Raw genomic sequence first — 18,107 nt, 5'->3', positions numbered from 1 at the left:
CGCTATCCGGGGACCGGTGAGGCGTGGGGCACGAGGTCGGAGGGTGCCGGAGCGGGCGCGGGAGCCGGTGCTGCGCCCTTGCCCGGGATCGTGAGTTTCTGGCCCGGGTAGATGATCGTGGTCATGCTCATCTTGTTGGCGGCCAGCAGGGCCTGCAGGGAGACACCGTGTCGGGAGGCGATGGCGCCGAGTGTGTCCCCGCCCTTCACGGTGTAGGACCCGGCCTGCGGCGCGGGGGCCGGAGACGGCGCGGGAGCAGGTGCGGGCTTACCCGGCGCGGGAGCAGGTGCTGCCCCCTTCCCGCCGATCGTCAGTTTCTGGCCCGGGTAGATGATCGAGGTCATCGAGAGCTTGTTGTCCGTGAGGAGGCTCTGGAGGCTGACCCCGGCACGCGAGGCGATGGCGCCGAGGGTATCGCCGGGCTTCACCACGTAGGTCGAACCGGTGGTCTTCACCGCCGGGGCAGCGGGAGCGGAGGGTGCGGGCTTCTCCGCCCCGGCCTTACCGCCGAGCGTGATCTTCTGGCCCGGGTAGATGATGGTCCGCGCGTTCATCCGGTTCAGGGTGAGGAGGCTGTCCGTGGACAGCCCGTGACGCTTGGCGATCGCTCCGATGGTGTCGCCCGGCTTGACGGTGTATTCGGCGGGAACGGGCTGGGCGGCGATCGCGATCCTCTGCGCGGGTACCTGTACCGCCACCAGTGCGGCGGGCACGAGCGTGCGCGAGGGCAGGGAGACCGCAGGGGTGCCGAGGTGACGCATGGCAGGCGCGACCTGGGCAGGAGCCGCCGTCGCCGGTTGGGCGAGGGCGACCGAAGAGAGAATCACCGCGGGGAGGGCGGCGGTGGTCACGGCGACATTCAGGCCGCGCGCGCTGGCGCCGGTGGCCTTCCTGCGGGTGCCGTTCAGCGGTGCGTTCGATCGCTGGGCAGTCATGTTTCGTTCCTCGTCTGTTGGCGGCTGAGTCCGCGCGGACGCACGCGCCCGTGGTGATTCTTCCTGATCGGGCGCGCGCAGTGCTGGTGATGCTGATGTGTCACCTGTGGTTACTGTTACTTCTGTGACCCATGTGAACTTACACGATGAGGGCCGTAGCACAAGAGGCATGAAGATTCCGTGAAGCTGCTGTCCGGCGTGTCGCAGGAGATCCGCATCGTGTCGCGTCCCTGCGGACCAGCCGGCGCCCTGTGCCGCAGGTCGTCCGAGTGGAGCCGGAATGCGTCGGCATGGCACCCTTGGACGGTGAATGAACTTCAACAGCTCGTCCCGGCCTGGCTGAATCTCCCCGAGGTGGCGCAGGCGCTCGACCTCCCCATCACCCGCGTGCATTCGCTCATCAGTGAGCGGGCGCTGGTCAGCGTCCGTATCGGTGAGCGAAACATCCGCAGCGTGCCCGCGGAATTCCTCGTGGACGGGGCGATCCTCGACAGCCTCAAGGGCACCGTCGTCGTCCTGGCGGACTCCGGCTACGGGGACGAGGACATCATCCGATGGCTCTACACGGAGGACGAGTCGCTTCCGGGTCGGCCGATCGATGCGCTGCGCGAGGGACGGAAGACGGAGATCCGCCGTCGGGCGCAGGCTGCTGCCTGGTAGGCCGATCCACCGCCGGGTGGGTCACGCACCCGGCCGCGCGTCAGGCAGTGCGAGTGACGGCGGCTTCGGCGAGGAGGCGCAGGGCCTCGAGCGACGTCGTATCGACATCGAGCTGGGCGAGGGCCCGGAAGGCCTCGGCTGATCGCTCCTCGATCAGGGTCTCGGTCTGGGCCAGCGCACCGCTCGCCACGATCAGCCCGCGGAGCGTGTGCACCGCGTCGTCGTCGAGCTCCGTGTCGCCGAGCATCGCGTTGATCCTCGCCCGGACGTCGCTGCCGCTCTCGCCGAGAGTGCGCGCGATCAGGAAGGTGCGCTTCCCCTCGCGCAGATCGTCGCCCGCCGGCTTACCGGTCACTCCCGGATCCCCGAACACACCGAGGACGTCGTCCCGGAGCTGGAAGGCCTCGCCCAGGGGGAGCGCAAAGGCAGAGAAGTCCGAGAGCAGCGCCTCATCGGCTCCGGCCAGTGCTCCGCCGAGCATGAGGGGCCGTTCCATCGAGTACTTCGCCGACTTGAAGCGCAGGATGTTGAGGGCACGGAGTTCGGCCTGCTCGGGCGTCTGGTCGGGCCCCACCGCCTCCTCGAGCAGGTCCAGGTACTGGCCGGCCATGACCTCGGTGCGCATGCGGTTGAAGATGGTGCGGGCAGCCTCACCCGCCTCGGCGGAGCAGGACGCCGTGAAGAGCTCCTCGCTGAACGCGAGGCACAGGTCCCCGGCCAGGATGGCTGCGGACACGCCGAAGCGCTCGGGGTCGAGATGCCAGCCCGCCTCCGTGTGGCGCGCGGAGAACTGCCGGTGCACGCTCGGCCCTCCGCGCCGGGTATCCGAGCGATCGATGATGTCGTCATGGATCAGAGCAGCGGCCTGGAAGAACTCCAGTGCCGTCCCGGCCGTCACCGGAGCCGCAGCTCCGGGCGCGCCTCCCGCCGCGCGCCATCCCCAGTAGCAGAGCAGGGCGCGCATCCGCTTACCGCCCCGGGTGAGTGTCGCGATGCTCGAGATGAGGGGCAGTGATTCCTCGGAGATGGCCGTCAGGACGTCCGCCTGGTCAGCCAGGAACTCGTCGATGGTCCTGGTGAGCGCGGACCGGAACAGGTCCTGCTCCGCCGTGATGACGTCAGGAGCGGGGCCGCCCGGATCAGGGGTGGCAGGTGCGGACAGCATGGATCTCCCGGGCGGTTCGACTGGGTCAGGTCCTCACACTCTATCGGGCGGCTCTGCCCCGGCCCGGCGGTACGGACGGGCCGTCGGATCCGCCGGGCCCGGCTGTCGGTGGCACTGCGTACGATGTGGGCGTGGTCAGGGATGAGGGTCGGACGCCGATCGAGCATGCGGAGTGCCGCATCCTGCACATCGACATGGATGCCTTCTTCGTCTCCGTCGAGCTGCTGGACCACCCTCATCTCCACGGCGTACCGGTAGTCGTGGGATCACCGTCCGGCCGGTCCGTCGTCCTGTCCGCGTCCTACGAGGCCCGCGCTTTCGGGGTGCGCTCGGCGATGCCGATGTCGGTCGCCATGCGCCAGTGCCCCACTGCGGTGATCCTCCCGCCGCATCATCGTCGGTACTCGGAGATCTCCGGACAGGTCATGCGGATCTTCCGGTCGGTGACGCCGCACGTGGAGCAGCTCAGCGTCGACGAGGCATTCCTCGACGTGGCCGGGTCCATGCGCCGGCTGGGCGGTCCGCGCGAGATCGGTGAGCAGGTGCGCGAGGAGATCAGTTCCACCCTCGGTATCACCGCGAGCGTCGGTGCCGCGACGACGAAGTTCGTGGCCAAGATCGCCTCCACGAGGGCGAAGCCGGATGGCCTCCTGCTGATCCCGGGTGACCGGACCGTCGCGTACCTGCACACGCTTCCCGTCTCCGCGCTCTGGGGGGTCGGCGCGAAGACACAGGAAGTCCTGGGCCGCATCGGCATCCGCACGGTGGAGGACGTGGCGCACACGCCGGTCACCACCCTGCGGCGCCTGCTCGGAAGCTCCGGCGAGCACGTGCACAACCTCGCCTGGGGGAGGGACCCGCGGCGCGTCGTCGTGGCCCGGCCCGAAAAGAGCATCGGAGCGGAGGAGACGTTCTCCAGGGACATCGACGACTCCGACGTCCTACGGCGGGAACTGCTGCGGCTGGCGCACCGCACGGCGACCCGGCTCCGCGCCTCGGGCAATCGGGCCGGTGGGGTGGCGCTCAAACTGAGGTACGCCGACTTCTCCACCCTGACGCGGTCGAAGAAGTTCGATGAACCGGTCGACAGTGCCAACGCGCTGTATACGGCGGCGACGGCCCTGCTCGCCGCCCTCGGTGATCGGCCCATGGCCGTGCGGCTCATCGGCCTGCGTGCCGAATCGCTCGAGAGTGGCGGAGACGGCTCCACGCAGCTGACGATCGACCGGCGCGACGACAACTGGCGCCTCGCCGAGCGGGTGCTCGACGACGTGAACAGGAGATTCGGTGACGCCGGCGTCGTCCCGGCCGGGCTGCTCGCTTCCCGACGTGCGGACGAGCCCCGTAGGGGACGGGCGGGCGGGCCGCCGCCCGCCGCAGGTGACGCTGGTGCAGGTACCGCGGCGGGTGTGGGTGCTGGCGGAGGTGCTGGCGGAGGTGCTGGCGGACGCGCCGCTGGGCGGACTGGTGGAAGCGCGCTGGGCCGGAGCGGCGCAGTGCCGGAGGCGGAGTCCGGCAGGCGGGCCGGACACGACCAGGGGCCGGGTGCTGGCGGGTCCTCCCGGGGAGCCCCGCGGACCCATCGCGATCCGCGTGCCTGAGCGGTATACGGGGTCAGTATGCCTTCATGGAACCCCCCTCGGATTCCGCATTGTGACTTTGCGGGCACCACGTAGCAAACTAGTCTTGAAGCAGGTAGTCCAGCTGCCGTTCAGCACGCTTTTGCAGCCTCCGGAGCCCGTGGTCATCGACCCCTCCACCGGGAACCTGGTGAGCGTTCGGGACGTTGGGTGGGTGGAGGAACGTTGGTACCCATATCAAGGAGGCGGTCATGGCACTCTCGGAACACGAGCAGAGGTTGCTTGATCAGCTTGAACAGCAGTTGCACGCCGACGATCCCAAGTTCGCGCACTCGATGGCGTCGGACACCCGCAAGTCGATGTCGACCAGGCGTCTGGTCATCGGTGCGCTCATCACGATCGCGGGCATCCTGGTCCTGCTCGCGGGCATCGTCAACCAGAACATCCTCATCGGAGTGGCCGGCTTCCTCGTCATGGGGGGCGGCGTCTACTTCGCGACGACCAAGTCGAAGCAGCTGGACCAGGGCCAGCCCGCGGGTAGGCCGACGAAGGCTCCGACCGGCGGGAAGAGCGGGTTCATGACGAGTCTCGAAGACAAGTGGGACGAGCGGAAGCGCGACCAGAGCTGATTCCCTGCCGGGCCACCGATGGTGACCCCGATACAGCCTCACTGCACCGGCGTGACCGGGCAGCCACGAACTGACGAGGACCCGCTACGGCGGGTCCTCGCTCGTTAACCGGTCATCCCCAGGCGCTCCACTGCCGCATGCACTGCTCTGCACCGGGTCGGTGCCCCATGCCGACCGCCTCATACCGGCCGCCCCCTCCATCGCCCCCTCCACTTCGCTCCCTAGCGAGGCAGATAGCACCCGGTCGCGTGATCGCGGGGCGGACGGACGTCGTCGGCGGAGCAATCCCGGGCGCGCCGCGCCCCGGATGCATTGACGGTGGAGAGTTGTGGAGTAAAGTGGGGAACATAAGAGCAAGGCAGCATCGAGCTGGGCTTGGCGGACTCAGAACAGGCGGTCAGGGATGTTCCTCGGAACTCATACCCCCCGTCTGGACGAGAAGGGCAGGCTCATCCTCCCGGCGAAGTTCCGCGACGAACTGAGCGAGGGGCTGGTCCTGACCCGGGGCCAGGAACGGTGCATCTATGTGTTCAGTGCGAGTGAGTTCGAGAGGGTTCACGAGCAGATGCGGGCCGCACCCATCTCGTCACGCCAGGCGAGGGACTACAACCGTATCTTCCTGTCGGGAGCCTCGGACGAGGTGCCCGACAAGCAGGGCAGGATCACCATCCCACCGGCCCTGCGGACGTATGCAGGGCTCGACCGTGACCTCGCGGTCATCGGAGCAGGAAGCCGCGCCGAGATCTGGGCGGCGGATGCCTGGGACTCGTACCTGACGGAGAAGGAGACCGCCTTCTCCGAGACGGACGAGGACGCTTTCCCGGGAATCATCTGATCCACGGCGCAGGACAGGCAGTACCAGCAGTACCAGCAGTACCAGCAGCACCCGACGCGAACGGATTCACCTCTTGGATGAGATCTCCAGCCGCCGGACCAGGTACGACTCCTGGCTTCACTTCCCCGAAGCCAGGCGGAGACCGTCCGGCCGGATGGGGGTCTGATCCCAGAGATGGACCATCGCCCCACGCCTGCAGGGACACCGACATCACGAACGACGAACTGCAGGAGGGAGAGCGCGCATGGGGGAGAACCGGCCGACGGGCGAGCGACACGTCCCCGTCCTCCGGGACCGCTGCGTCTCCCTCCTTGCTCCCGCGGTCGAGGCAGCAGCAACAGCCGGACGCCGGCCGGTGGTCGTCGATGCGACCCTCGGCATGGGCGGCCATTCCGAGAGCATGCTCGAGCGCTTCCCCTCCGCGCATCTCGTCGGGATCGACCGCGACACTGAGGCGCTGGGCCTCGCCGGGGAACGCCTGACGCGCTTCTCCGACCGCACCGACCTGGTCCACGCCGTCTACGACGATCTGCCCGAGGTGCTCGAGGACCTCGGGATCGGGGGGGTGGACGGCGTCCTGTTCGATCTCGGCGTCTCCTCCCTGCAGCTCGACGAGCGTGACCGCGGCTTCGCCTACTCCTACGACGCCCCCCTCGACATGCGCATGGACACGACCACGGGCATCACCGCCGCGGAGGTCGTCAACACCTACGCCGAGGCGGATCTGCTGCGTATCATCCGGACCTGGGGCGAGGAGAAGTTCGCGGGTCGCATCGCGACGGCGATCGTCCAGGCCCGCACCGCACGTGCGTTCGGCACCACGGCGGAGCTCGTCGAGGTCATCCGTGGGGTCGTCCCGGCCTCGGCGGCACGGACCGGGGGACATCCTGCCAAGCGGACGTTCCAGGCCCTGCGCATCGAGGTCAACGAGGAGCTGTCCGTCCTCGAGCGCGCCGTACCGGCCGCCATCGCCTCGATCCACACGGGGGGTCGGGTGGTCGCGATGTCGTACCACTCCCTCGAGGACAGGATCGTGAAGAGCTCCTTCGCGGCCGGCACGAAGTCCTCCGCGCCCCTCGGGTTCCCGGTCGAGCTCGAGGAACACAAGGCCTACCTCCGGTCCCTGACGCGTGGCACGGAAGCGCCCACGCCGGCGGAGATCGAGGAGAATCCCAGGGCGGCCTCGGCCAAACTGCGCGCTGTAGAACGAATCAAAGCCGGACCCGTCGACAGGACCAACGGATGAGCCAGACCCTGACTGTTGAGAAGCGGCACAGCGCCGCGGCCTTCGCCGGCAACGGAGCACTCGCCGTCGCGCCGCGCCGGCCGGCCGGTCTCTCCGACGGAGCGCCGGCGAGTGCGCGGCCGGAGGCCACGCAGAAAGTGCGGACGCCGCTCTCCGTGGTACCGGCGAGGCCCTCCCGCCGTCGCGTGCCGTTCGCCGTCTTCAGTCTCCTCGTCCTCGCCGGAGCCCTGGCCGCAGTCCTCATGCTCAACATCTCCGTGTCGGGGACGCAGTACGAGCTCGTGCAGCTGCGCAGCCAGCAGGTGGCACTCAGCCAGCAGAACGAGGCGCTCGTCCTCGAGATCGAGAACAAGGAGGCGCCGCAGAACCTCGCCGCCGCCGCGACGAAACTCGGCATGGTGTCCTCCCCGACGTTCGGGACCATTGAGCTAGATTCGAAGAAGGTGACGGGGACTCCGGAACCTGCGAAGGAAGGCCCGAAGCCCGAGGTCCTGATCGCCGCCCCGGACCTCGTCACCGAGCAGCCCGCTCCCGTAGTTGTCGAGGCGCCGGTAGCGGCCGATCCGGCACCCGCGGGCGCCGGTGCAGCGGACGAGGCGGCGGATGCGGCCGCGGACTCCGCGGCCGGCAGCACGGCCTCGGGGACCATCCCCGGTCCGGAGCAGGCCGCGTCCGACCGCTGACACGCGGGTCCTCCGCCGTCACCCGCTCCGCACGAACCGCCTGCACTGATCGACAAGGATTCCTCCGTGACCCCTGCACGCACCGGCAGCCCTGACAGCCTCCGACTGGTCCTCGGCTCGACCCGGCTCCGCGTGGGGCTTGCCTTCGTCCTCGTCCTCCTCATGATGCTCGGAGTACGGCTCTTCCAGTTGCAGGGGCTCGATCTCGGCGGGATGGCCCAGGTGGGCCTGTCCAAGCGCCTGACGAACACCACTGTCGCCCCCGTCCGCGGCTCCATCGTCGACATGAACGGCAAGTACTTCGCCCGGAGTGTCGAGCGTTACGACATCGTCGTGGACCAGGGCCTCAGCGCCGTCGACGGATTCGACCGGACGGTCCAGGATCCCGACGACCCGGACAGCACCATCCGGGTCGACGTACCGATCGAGCAGGGGCTCGAGGAGCTCTCGGCGGTCCTCGGGATCGATGTGGAGACACTCCGGGGTTCGGTCCTGGGGGACAAGACCTTCAACTACGTCGCGAAGTCCGTCACGCCGGAGGTGAAGAACCAGGCGCTCGAGATCGGCATCCCCGGCGTCTACGCCGACAAGACGAGCGTCCGTACCTATCCGGCAGGATCGGTCGCCGGATCGGTCATCGGCTTCGTGTCCGACGACGGCACCCCGCAGGAAGGTCTCGAGTACTCGCTGAACGACCAACTCACGGGCACGGCGGGGAAGAGGACCTTCGAGATCGGCGGGGACGGTATCCGTATCCCCTACGCGACCAATGAGGACGTGCCCGCGGTGGACGGACAGAGTGTCCGCCTCACGATCGACCAGGATCTCCAGTGGTTCGCGCAGCAGACCATCGCGTCCCAGGTCAAGGACTACGACGCCGAGTGGGGCAACATCGTGGTCGTCGAGACCGGCACCGGCGCCATCCGTGCCATGGCGGAATCCACCACGCCCGATCCGAACGATCCGACGGCCACCCCTGCCGAGCAGCGGAGGCCGAACTCGGTCAGCGCCTCCTTCGAACCGGGGTCGACGACGAAGGTCATCACGCTCGCCGGCGCGCTCGAGGAAGGGCTGATCGAGCCGACGTCGAAGTTCACCCTCGACAACCGGTACACGGTGGGGGACCAGACGTTCAAGGACGCCTGGGAGCACGGCACCGAGAAGCGCACGGCCGCCGGCATCCTCGCGAAGTCGATGAACACGGGGACCGTGCAGATCGGCGAGAAGCTGACCAAGCAGGAGCGGTACGACTGGCTGAAGAAGTTCGGGATCGGCGAACCGCTCGGCACCGGCCTGAACGAGGAGAACCAGGGGCTTCTCAGCACGCCGGACAACTGGGACGATCGCCAGCAGTACACGGTGCTCTTCGGGCAGGGGCTCACGCAGACCGCGCTGCACACCGCGATGGTCTACCAGACGATCGCCAACGACGGCGTCCGGCTGAAGCCCCGCCTGATCGACGCCTACATCGACCCGGACGGCACGGAGCACGTGGTGCCGCAGGCCGAGGGGACCGAGGTGGTCTCGGAGAAGACGGCCGCAGAGATGCGGAAGATGCTCGAGACCGTCACCGAGGAGGGGTCCGGGAAGTCCGGCGAGCTCGAGCAGTACCGCGTGGGCGCCAAGACCGGCACGGCGGAGGCGCCGGGAGCCACCGGCGGGTACGACGGCTACACTCTGTCCTACGCCGGGATCGCCCCGATCGAGGACCCGAAGTACGTCGTCGTCATCACGCTCCAGCGACCCCAGGGTGACCTGTACTACCTGATCCCAGGGGAGTCCTTCCAGAAGGTCATGCAGCAGGCCCTCAATTCCGACAACGTCCCGGCCTCGACGACGAAGCCGGACATCTACCCGGTCGAATACTGACCCGGAGGCCACAGCACCGTGCATTCCACCACTCCGCAGGGACGCGCCGCTTCCCTGATGCGTCCGCATGAGCCGCGGCCGATCGGCCTGGCAGCGGCCCTCGCTGCAGCCGGCCTGCCGGTCAGTCCCGGGACCGGGCACCTGCCCACCGTCTCGGGCCTCACCCTCGATTCCCGCGCCGTCCTGCCCGGCGACGTCTACGCCGCCTTGCCCGGCGCCGCCCGCCACGGCGCCGGTTTCGCCGACCAGGCAGTGCTGGCGGGTGCCGTCGCGGTCCTGACGGACGACGTCGGCCGGGAGCTGCTGGGCGACGGCGTCGCCGTGCCCGTCCTCGTCGTCCCCGACCCCCGGCGCGTCATCGGACCGCTTTCGCGCGTGATCTTCGGAGGCGGTGCCGCGGACGACGGCGGCGCGCCGACGCTGTACGGCGTCACGGGGACGAACGGGAAGACCACCACCACCTACTTCGTCAACGCCCTCCTGGAGGCACTCGGCCGTTCGACCGGACTGATCGGCACGATCGAGATCCGGGCCGGCGGCGACGCCATCCCGAGCGCGCTCACCACGCCCGAGTCCCCGCAGGTGCACTCGCTGCTCGCCCTCATGCGGGAGCGCGGCATCGATGCGGCCTCGATGGAGGTCTCCTCGCACGCCCTGGAGTACGGGCGTGTGGACGGCGTCCTCTTCGACGTCGCCGGGTTCACCAACCTGACGCAGGACCATCTGGACCTGCACGGCACGATGGAGGAGTACTTCGCCGTCAAGGCCGCCCTCTTCACGGCGGAGCGGTGCCGGACGGCGGTCGTCCTCGTCGACGACGCGTGGGGCCGGCGCCTCGCGAGGACCGCTGACGTGCCCCTCCTCACCGTGTGTACGGACGGCGGCGACGGGTCCGGGCCGGCGGCGGACGCCGACTGGACGGTCACCGACGTCGAACGGAGCGGCCTCGGCCACGCCTTCGACCTGAAGTCGCGTGACGGGCGCCGCCTGCGCGTCCGCAGCGGGCTCCCCGGGTCCTTCAACATCTCCAACGCGGCCCTCGCGGCCGTCATGGTGCTGGCGTCCGGGGTGTCCGAGCACGACCTGCAGCACGCACTCGATGCCCACGACCCCTTCACCACCGAGGTACCCGGCCGCATGCAGCTCATCGCCGAGGAGCCGGCGTCGATCGTGGACTTCGCGCACAATCCCGACGCGCTCGAGCGGACGCTCGCCTCGGTGCGCCGCCCCGGGGGCCGGGTCATCGCGGTCTTCGGCGCCACGGGACAGCGCGACGAATCGAAGCGGCCCGTCATGGGCGCCGTGGGCGCGCGACTCTCGGACGTCCTCATCATCACGGACGACGATCCGCACGACGAGGACGAGGCCGTCATCCGCCGCGCCGTCCGGTCCGGCGCGGACGCAGCCGTCGCGGAGGAGGGTCTCGACTGCGAGGTCCTCGAGGTCTTCCCCCGTGCCGACGCCATCGACCGCGCCGTCGCCCTGGCCACGGCGGGGGACACCGTGATCATCGCCGGCCGCGGCCACGAGGTGTGGCAGGAAGTGAAGGGCATCAACCTGTCCCTCGACGACCGCGTCGAGCTGCGTTCCGCGTTGACAAGGCACGGATTCTCTGGGCTTTCCGCCGCCGGGATAGAGTCCTGAACCGTCATGATTGAATTCAGCGCAGCCGAGATCGCGGCACTCACGGGCGGGGTCCTGGTCGGTATCGACCAGCACGGGCCTGCCATCACCGTCACCTCCGCCGCCACCGATTCCCGCGAGTGCACGCCCGGTTCGCTCTTCGTGGCCAAGCCCGGGGAGGAGTCCGACGGCCACCTGTTCGTCGGAGCAGCCTTCGAGCGCGGCGCCTTGCTGACCCTCGCCGAGCGGGAGGTCGCGGCGGCCGACGGCGCACCGTTCCCCGCCGTCGTCGTCCCCGACGCCGTCCTGGCCATGGGAGCCCTCACCGCCGAGTCGGTGCGGCGCCTTCGTGCGGCCGGGGACATCACCGTCATCGGGATCACGGGTTCCGCCGGGAAGACGACCACCAAGGACCTGCTCGCGGGGATCCTCGCGACCATGGGCCCCACCGTGGCGCCCCGCGGCTCCTACAACGGGGAAGTGGGTGTTCCCCTCACCGTCTTCGAGGCGGACCTGGACACGCGTTTCCTCGTGATCGAGATGGGTGCCACGAAGCCGGGCCACATCGCCTACCTCGCGTCCCTCGTGCAGCCGGACATCGGCGTGGTCCTCGGCGTCGGGTCGGCCCACGCGGGCGAGTTCGGCGGCGTTGAGAACATCGCGAAGGCCAAGGGCGAGCTCTTCGAGGCGCTCACCGCCCAGGGCACCGCCATCATCAACGCGGACGACGAGCGCGTCCTCGCGATGCAGACCCGGACGCCTGCCCGGCGCGCCTTCTTCACCTCCTCCGACGACTTCGCGTCGGACGGTAGCACGGTGGTCCGTGCGAGGAACAGCACCACGACTCCGGAGGGCAACCCCTCCTTCACGCTGCAGTTCCCCGACGGGAGCGAGCACGACGTCGTGTCCCCGCTGCTCGGCCTGCACCACACGACCAACCTCCTGGCCGCGGCGGCGGTCGCGTTCGCCGTCGGGTGTGCGCCCGAGGCCATCGCCTCGAGCCTCCGGACGCAGGCGGCCGCCAGCCGCTGGCGTATGGAGCGCACGGAGCGCACCGACGGCGTCACCGTGATCAACGACGCCTACAACGCGAATCCGGAGTCCATGCGCGCCGCCCTCCGCACCCTCGCCGAACTCGGCGGCGGGCGCAGGCGCACCTGGGCCGTCCTCGGCGAGATGCTCGAACTGGGGGACCGCTCCGTCGAGGAGCACGACCTCCTCGGGCGGGTGGTCGTCCGGCTGAACATCTCGAAGCTCATCTGCGTGGGACCGAACACCAGGGCCCTCTTCAACGGGGCGGTGCTCGAAGGCTCGTGGGGGAGCGAGGCCGTCCATGTGGACGACGCCGACGCGGCCGAGCGCATGCTGGCGGCGGAACTCGAGCCCCGCGACATCGTCCTCTTCAAGTCCTCCAACGGCGCAGGCCTCCGGTTCCTCGGCGACCGGATCGCGCACGCCGTGGCCGACGCCTCGGTCTCGGCCGGTCCGGCGGCCACCGACGAGCGCGACGCCGCCGGGGCGACCGCCGACGCAAACCCCTTCGGAAAGGCCGACCAGCAGTGATCGCACTCCTCATCGGCTCGGCCTCCGCGCTGTTCTTCGCCTTCGTCGGCACCCCCCTCTTCATCAGGCTCCTGGTGCGGAAGGGCTACGGCCAGTTCATCCGCGACGACGGTCCGACGGCGCACCACACCAAGCGCGGCACCCCGACCATGGGTGGCGCGGTGATCGTCGGCTCCGTCCTGCTGGCCTATTTCCTGACGCACCTGATCATGATGGCGACCGGGTCGCCCGTCGGCGGCCCGAGCGCCTCGGGCCTGCTGCTGCTGTTCCTCGCCGCAGGCATGGGGCTCGTCGGATTCGCCGACGACTACATCAAGATCTCGAAGCAGCGCAGCCTGGGCCTCAGTGCCCCGGCGAAGATCATCGGCCAGTCGGCGGTCGGCATCGTCTTCGGCGTCCTGGCCCTCGGGTTCCCCAACGAGCAGGGCCGCACGCCGGCGTCCACCGCGATCTCCTTCATCCGCGACCTGCCGATCGACCTGGCCTTCGCGGGGACGGTCGTGGGGGCGATCCTCTTCGTCATCTGGTCCAACCTCATCATCACGGGTGCCAGCAACGGCGTTAACCTGGCGGACGGCCTCGACGGCCTGGCCGCAGGGGCATCGATCCTCGTCTTCGGTGCCTACATGCTGATCGGGATCTGGCAGAGCAACCAGAGCTGCGGTTCGCCCGGGGCGGGAAGCGTCTGCTACGAGGTCCGGGACCCCCTGGACCTCGCCCTGATCGCCGGCGCCATGTGCGGTGCGCTCGTCGGGTTCCTGTGGTGGAACACCTCGCCTGCGAAGATCTTCATGGGGGACACCGGGTCACTGGCCATCGGCGGTGCGATCGCCGGGTTCGCCATCCTCTCGCGGACCGAGCTGCTCCTGGTGATCCTGGCCGGTCTCTTCGTGATGATCACCCTGTCGGTCATCATCCAGGTGGGTTACTTCAAGCTCTCCGGTGGCAAGCGGGTCTTCAAGATGGCACCCCTGCAGCACCACTTCGAACTCAAGGGCTGGGCCGAGGTCACCGTCGTGGTCCGCTTCTGGATCCTGGCCGGACTCTTCGTGGCCGTGGCACTCGGGATCTTCTACGCGGAATGGGTCGTGGGATGAGCGGGGCCGAGGGAACCACCGGGCGCGTGCTGGAGACCGATCGCGTCAGGGACCTGACCACCTGGGACGCCGACTGGGCGGGCCTGCGCGTCGTCGTCGCCGGGATCGGGGCATCCGGCTTCTCGGCGGCGGACACCCTGATCGAGCTCGGCGCGGCCGTCGTCGTCGTGGATGCCGGTGCGACCGCCGGCAACGAGGCGAAGGCCGACATCCTGCGCATCGTCGGAGCGCGCGAGGTGCTCCTCGGCGCCGAGCACGCGGAGGCGCTCCCCCTCGTCGACGGCGAGCAGGCCGAGCTCGTGGTGACCTCGCCCGGATGGCGGCCCACGCAGCCCCTCCTCGCCGGGGCCGCTGCCGCGGGCATCCCTGTCTGGGGGGACGTCGAACTCGCCTGGCGTGTCCGGATCCGGGAGGGACGGCCGACGGCGGACTGGCTGACGATCACCGGGACCAACGGCAAGACGACGACGGTCGGCCTGACCGAGGCCATGCTCCTCGCCGGCGGGAAGCGGGCGGTCGCGGCCGGCAACGTGGGCACGCCGATCCTCGACGTCATCCGTGACCCGCAGGGCTTCGACGTCCTCGCCGTCGAGCTCTCCAGCTTCCAGCTCCACTGGGCCCACTCGATCTCGCCGCTCGCGAGCGTCTGCCTCAACATCGCCGAGGACCACGTGGACTGGCACGGCAGCTACGAGGCCTACCTCGCTGCCAAGGCCTCCGTCTACGAGCGCACGCGTGTCGCCTGCGTGTACAACGCGGAGCAGCGGGAGACGGAGGCGATGGTCGAGGAGGCCGACGTCGTCGAAGGATGCCGCGCCGTGGGCTTCACAACCGGCACGCCCTCCATCAGCATGATGGGCGTCGTCGAGGACCTCCTCGTCGACCGCGCCTTCATCGAGCAGCGCAAGGACTCCGCAGCCGAGCTGGCGTCCGTGTCGGAGCTGGGGGAGGTGGTCCCGCGCCACTTCGTCGCCAACGCACTCGCCGCGGCCGCCCTGGTCCGCGCCGCCGGACTGCCGGCCGCCGCGGTCCGCGACGGCATCCGGGCGTACCAGCCCGGGGAGCACCGCATCCAGGTCGTCGCCAACGAGGGCGGCGTGCTCTGGATCAATGATTCGAAGGCGACCAATCCGCACGCCGCCTCCGCCTCACTGGCGTCCTTCCAGTCGGTCGTGTGGATCGCGGGCGGGCTGTCCAAGGGCGTCTCCTACGACGATCTCGTGACCCGGCATGCGCGGCGGCTGCGCGCCGTCGTCCTCGTGGGACAGGATCCGGCGCCCCTGCAGGCTGCCCTCGCCCGACACGCACCCGATGTTCCGGTGTCCCTCCATCCGAGCCTTCACACTGGACACGGGCACGACGGCGGATCGAGCGATCCGGTCACCGGCGACGCCCTCATGCAGTGGGTCGTCTCCGAAGCAGCGGGGATGGCCCGTGACGGTGACACGGTGCTCCTTGCGCCGGCCGCCGCATCGATGGACCAGTTCTCCTCCTACGCGCACCGGGGGGCCGCCTTCATGGCGGCCGTCCGTGCACGTGGCGATCAGGGGACAACCGCGAAGGAGTCGTAGATGGTGACCACGCCAACCCGTGGAGGCGGACGCAAGCCCTCCGCCCGGGCGGCCCGGCCCACGGACTCGGGACGACCGGGCACGTCGAACGCTCCGACGGGCGCCGCATCCGGTAGCGCACCGGCCGGTCAGCGCGGCACGCGGGGCGGAGCGTCATCCGGCAGCAGATCCGGGACGGGTGCCCGCGCGAAGGCAGGAGCCTCCCTCGGGAGGGCCGCGGCGGCGACCCCGGAGAACGCCACCGAGGCGGACCAGGGCCGCGGGATCCGCGCGCGGCTCCGTCGCGGCTGGCGATTCCTCGAGGGCTCCGACCGGGCGCCCTCCGGCTCGAGCTACTACCTGATCCTCGGCTCGGCCCTCGCGCTGACCGCCATCGGCCTGCTCATGGTGCTCTCGGCGTCATCGGTCGAGGCGATCTCCGACGGCAAGGATTCGTTCGACCTCTTCCTCAAGCAGGCGGTCTGGGCGAGCGCCGGACTCGTCCTGATGCTCGTGCTGTCCCGGCTCGGTCCCCGCGCCTACAAGGCGCTGGCCTGGCCGAGCCTCGCCATCGCCGTCGTGCTGCTCGTGCTGGTGCTCGTCATCGGCGTCGAGATCAACGGCAACAAGAACTGGATCCAGATCGGCAGCCAGACCTTCCAGCCGTCCGAGCCGACCAAGCTGGCCCTCGCGCTCTGGTTCGCCGCCGTCCTCGAGCGCAAGAAGGCCCTCATCCGGGACTGGAAGCACGCGATGATCCCGGCCATCCCGTTCGGTGGACTGCCGATCGGACTCGTCCTGATCGGTGGTGACCTCGGCACCGGCCTCGTCCTCATGATGATCGCCGGAGCCGCCCTGTTCTTCGCCGGTGCTCCGCTGAAGCTCTTCACCTTCGCCGGTCTCGCCGCCCTCGCCGGATCCCTGCTGATGGTCGCCACCAGTTCCAACCGTGGCGGGCGCATCAGCGCGTGGCTGCGGCTGAACTGCGACGACGGCGCCGACCTGTGCCTCCAGTCGGACAACGGGCTCTTCGCCATGGCCTCGGGCGGCTGGTTCGGCGTGGGGATCGGGCAGAGCCGGCAGAAGTGGAACTGGATCCCGGAGGCCCACAACGACTTCATCTTCGCCATCATCGGCGAGGAGTTCGGGCTGCTGGGGACGCTCGTCATCATCCTGCTCTTCGGGATCCTCGCCGTCGCCACCATCCGCGTGGCGCTGCGCTACACCGACCCGTTCGTGCGGATCCTCATGGGGTCGATCCTCGTGTGGCTGATCGGGCAGGCCTTCGTCAACATCGGCATGGTCACCGGCCTGCTGCCCGTCATCGGCGTGCCGCTGCCCTTCATCTCCTACGGCGGTTCGGCGCTCACCTTCACGCTCGCCGCCGTCGGGGTGCTGCTGTCCTTCGCCCGCAAGACCCCGCATCCACCGAACCCCGTCCCGGCGGGCAGCAGTCCCGCCGTATCCACCGCCGGAAGAAGCCACACACCTTCATGACACACCCCTCCACGCCCGGGCGCACGCTGTCCGTGGTCCTCGCCGGCGGTGGCACCGCCGGGCACATCAGCCCCCTGCTGGCCATCGCCGGCGCGATCGTCGACCAGCGGCCGGGCACCCGCATCACCGCCGTGGGGACCGAGGCCGGCATGGAGACGCGGCTCGTCCCGGCGGCCGGCTACACGCTCCGGACCATCGACCGCGTCCCCTTGCCGCGGCGTCCGTCCATCGACCTGGTCAAGCTGCCGGCCCGCCTGCTGCGGGCCGTGCGGCAGGCGCGCGCCATCGTCGCGGAGGCCGGGGCCGACGTCGTCGTCGGGGTGGGCGGATACGTGTCCACGCCCGTCTACCTCGCCGCCTGGTCGCGGCGCGTCCCCGTGGTCATCCACGAGGCGAATGCCCGGCCCGGTATCGCCAACCGGGTGGGCGCCCGGATCGCTGCCACGGTCGCTGTCGCCTTCGAGGGGACGGGGCTGACCGACGCCGTGCTGGTCGGCATGCCGATGCGGCGCAGCATCGCCGACCTGGACCGCACAGCGGAACGGGGGACCGCCCGCGCCTCGCTCGGTCTCGATCCGGACCGGCCCACCCTCATCGTCACCGGCGGTTCCTCGGGAGCCGCAAGCGTCAACCGTGCGGTCGCCGGGGCTGTCCCGGACCTCGTCGCGGCCGGCGTGCAGGTCCTCCACATCACGGGCCGCGGCAAGGCGGTCCTCGGCGACGACGGTGCGCCGATGACGCTCGAGGGCTACCACCAGGTCGAGTTCGTCGACGGGATGGAGCGCGTGTACGCGGCCGCGGACCTCCTCGTCGCGCGTGCCGGGGCCGCGACGGTCAGCGAGGTCAGCGCTGTCGGCGTGCCGGCCGTCCTGGTGCCCCTTCCGCACGGCAACGGCGAGCAGCGGCTCAATGCGGCGGGGCTGGTCGCGGCCGGCGGGGCCCTGCTCGTCGAGGATGCCGACCTCGGCCCGGACTGGATCCGGCGGGAGGCCCTCCCGCTCCTGGCGGATCCCGCGCGGCTCGCCGCGATGTCGGCCGCCTCCCGCGCCCAGGGTGTCCGCGACGGTGACCGGCGGATGGCCGGACTCGTCCTCGCCGCAGCGGAGGACGGACGATGACGCCCGATCCGCACCGGCCGGGAGCGACGGCGGGACGGCACGGCAGCCCTGACAGCA

15 protein-coding genes are annotated in these 18,107 nt (G+C 70.0%); 13 read left to right on the top strand and 2 right to left on the bottom strand.

Going from position 1 to position 18,107, the window contains the following annotated elements:
* Nucleotides 1-2: 2 nt before the first annotated feature.
* A complete protein-coding gene (locus ASF21_RS13650; protein ID WP_055772297.1) occupies nucleotides 3-935 on the bottom strand; it encodes a muramidase family protein in 933 nt (310 codons plus the stop codon).
* A 306-nt stretch (nucleotides 936-1,241) separates the two neighbouring features.
* Here ASF21_RS13650 and ASF21_RS13645 point away from each other — a divergent pair, with 306 nt between their 5' ends.
* The gene (locus tag ASF21_RS13645) at nucleotides 1,242-1,595 is read left to right on the top strand and encodes an Rv2175c family DNA-binding protein (protein WP_055772391.1); all 354 of its coding nucleotides are present in this window, start codon (nucleotides 1,242-1,244) and stop codon (nucleotides 1,593-1,595) included.
* 40 nt (nucleotides 1,596-1,635) lie between these two features.
* Here ASF21_RS13645 and ASF21_RS13640 read toward each other — a convergent pair whose 3' ends face one another.
* A complete protein-coding gene (locus ASF21_RS13640) occupies nucleotides 1,636-2,760 on the bottom strand; it encodes a polyprenyl synthetase family protein (protein WP_055772295.1) in 1,125 nt (374 codons plus the stop codon).
* A gap of 131 nt (nucleotides 2,761-2,891) precedes the next feature.
* Here ASF21_RS13640 and dinB point away from each other — a divergent pair, with 131 nt between their 5' ends.
* From dinB to murG, 12 genes are all read left to right on the top strand, one after another.
* Nucleotides 2,892-4,361: a DNA polymerase IV gene (dinB, locus tag ASF21_RS13635; protein ID WP_321166901.1), complete on the top strand. Its 1,470-nt coding sequence runs from the start codon at nucleotides 2,892-2,894 to the stop codon at nucleotides 4,359-4,361.
* A 230-nt stretch (nucleotides 4,362-4,591) separates the two neighbouring features.
* Nucleotides 4,592-4,969, top strand: coding sequence for a DUF3040 domain-containing protein (locus ASF21_RS13630; RefSeq protein ID WP_055772293.1), 378 nt, complete (start codon nucleotides 4,592-4,594; stop codon nucleotides 4,967-4,969).
* A 403-nt stretch (nucleotides 4,970-5,372) separates the two neighbouring features.
* The gene (gene mraZ / locus ASF21_RS13625) at nucleotides 5,373-5,804 is read left to right on the top strand and encodes a division/cell wall cluster transcriptional repressor MraZ (protein ID WP_055772290.1); all 432 of its coding nucleotides are present in this window, start codon (nucleotides 5,373-5,375) and stop codon (nucleotides 5,802-5,804) included.
* Between the two features lie 244 nt (nucleotides 5,805-6,048).
* Entirely contained in the window at nucleotides 6,049-7,050 is a 1,002-nt protein-coding gene (rsmH, locus tag ASF21_RS13620) for a 16S rRNA (cytosine(1402)-N(4))-methyltransferase RsmH (protein WP_055772288.1), read from the top strand.
* Nucleotides 7,047-7,733 (top strand): hypothetical protein, encoded by a 687-nt coding sequence (locus tag ASF21_RS13615; RefSeq protein ID WP_055772285.1) that lies wholly within the window; start codon nucleotides 7,047-7,049, stop codon nucleotides 7,731-7,733. Before rsmH ends, ASF21_RS13615 begins: the two co-directional genes overlap by 4 nt.
* A gap of 66 nt (nucleotides 7,734-7,799) precedes the next feature.
* On the top strand, nucleotides 7,800-9,602 hold the full coding sequence (locus ASF21_RS13610) for a peptidoglycan D,D-transpeptidase FtsI family protein (protein ID WP_235498979.1): 1,803 nt from the start codon (nucleotides 7,800-7,802) through the stop codon (nucleotides 9,600-9,602).
* Between the two features lie 57 nt (nucleotides 9,603-9,659).
* Nucleotides 9,660-11,246 (top strand): UDP-N-acetylmuramoyl-L-alanyl-D-glutamate--2,6-diaminopimelate ligase, encoded by a 1,587-nt coding sequence (locus ASF21_RS13605; RefSeq protein ID WP_055772282.1) that lies wholly within the window; start codon nucleotides 9,660-9,662, stop codon nucleotides 11,244-11,246.
* A gap of 6 nt (nucleotides 11,247-11,252) precedes the next feature.
* Nucleotides 11,253-12,788, top strand: coding sequence for a UDP-N-acetylmuramoyl-tripeptide--D-alanyl-D-alanine ligase (locus tag ASF21_RS13600; protein ID WP_082471565.1), 1,536 nt, complete (start codon nucleotides 11,253-11,255; stop codon nucleotides 12,786-12,788).
* Nucleotides 12,785-13,885 carry a phospho-N-acetylmuramoyl-pentapeptide-transferase gene (gene mraY / locus ASF21_RS13595; RefSeq protein ID WP_055772278.1) on the top strand — a complete coding sequence of 367 codons (1,101 nt, stop codon included), beginning with the start codon at nucleotides 12,785-12,787 and terminating at the stop codon, nucleotides 13,883-13,885. Before ASF21_RS13600 ends, mraY begins: the two co-directional genes overlap by 4 nt.
* A complete protein-coding gene (gene murD, locus ASF21_RS13590) occupies nucleotides 13,882-15,456 on the top strand; it encodes a UDP-N-acetylmuramoyl-L-alanine--D-glutamate ligase (protein ID WP_055772276.1) in 1,575 nt (524 codons plus the stop codon). The genes mraY and murD overlap by 4 nt, the downstream gene beginning before the upstream one ends.
* Entirely contained in the window at nucleotides 15,457-16,932 is a 1,476-nt protein-coding gene (ftsW, locus tag ASF21_RS13585; RefSeq protein ID WP_082471563.1) for a putative lipid II flippase FtsW, read from the top strand.
* Nucleotides 16,929-18,050: an undecaprenyldiphospho-muramoylpentapeptide beta-N-acetylglucosaminyltransferase gene (gene murG, locus ASF21_RS13580; RefSeq protein WP_055772272.1), complete on the top strand. Its 1,122-nt coding sequence runs from the start codon at nucleotides 16,929-16,931 to the stop codon at nucleotides 18,048-18,050. The genes ftsW and murG overlap by 4 nt, the downstream gene beginning before the upstream one ends.
* Nucleotides 18,051-18,107: the final 57 nt, after the last annotated feature.

Source organism: Arthrobacter sp. Leaf234 (genome assembly GCF_001422665.1).
Lineage (GTDB): Bacteria > Actinomycetota > Actinomycetes > Actinomycetales > Micrococcaceae > Arthrobacter_D.
The sequence above is the reverse complement of the archived record's forward strand: the minus strand, read 5'-3'. Positions and strand labels throughout refer to the sequence as shown.

Excerpts from the sequence above, each read along its gene's own strand:
- ASF21_RS13650 (WP_055772297.1), bottom strand. The coding sequence starts at position 935 with ATGACTGCCCAGCGATCGAACGCACCGCTGAACGGCACCCGCAGGAAG.
- ASF21_RS13640 (WP_055772295.1), bottom strand. The coding sequence starts at position 2,760 with ATGCTGTCCGCACCTGCCACCCCTGATCCGGGCGGCCCCGCTCCTGAC.
- ASF21_RS13630 (WP_055772293.1), top strand. The coding sequence starts at position 4,592 with ATGGCACTCTCGGAACACGAGCAGAGGTTGCTTGATCAGCTTGAACAG.
- mraZ (WP_055772290.1), top strand. The coding sequence starts at position 5,373 with ATGTTCCTCGGAACTCATACCCCCCGTCTGGACGAGAAGGGCAGGCTC.
- rsmH (WP_055772288.1), top strand. The coding sequence starts at position 6,049 with ATGGGGGAGAACCGGCCGACGGGCGAGCGACACGTCCCCGTCCTCCGG.
- ASF21_RS13615 (WP_055772285.1), top strand. The coding sequence starts at position 7,047 with ATGAGCCAGACCCTGACTGTTGAGAAGCGGCACAGCGCCGCGGCCTTC.
- ASF21_RS13605 (WP_055772282.1), top strand. The coding sequence starts at position 9,660 with ATGCGTCCGCATGAGCCGCGGCCGATCGGCCTGGCAGCGGCCCTCGCT.
- ASF21_RS13600 (WP_082471565.1), top strand. The coding sequence starts at position 11,253 with ATGATTGAATTCAGCGCAGCCGAGATCGCGGCACTCACGGGCGGGGTC.
- murD (WP_055772276.1), top strand. The coding sequence starts at position 13,882 with ATGAGCGGGGCCGAGGGAACCACCGGGCGCGTGCTGGAGACCGATCGC.
- ftsW (WP_082471563.1), top strand. The coding sequence starts at position 15,457 with ATGGTGACCACGCCAACCCGTGGAGGCGGACGCAAGCCCTCCGCCCGG.
- murG (WP_055772272.1), top strand. The coding sequence starts at position 16,929 with ATGACACACCCCTCCACGCCCGGGCGCACGCTGTCCGTGGTCCTCGCC.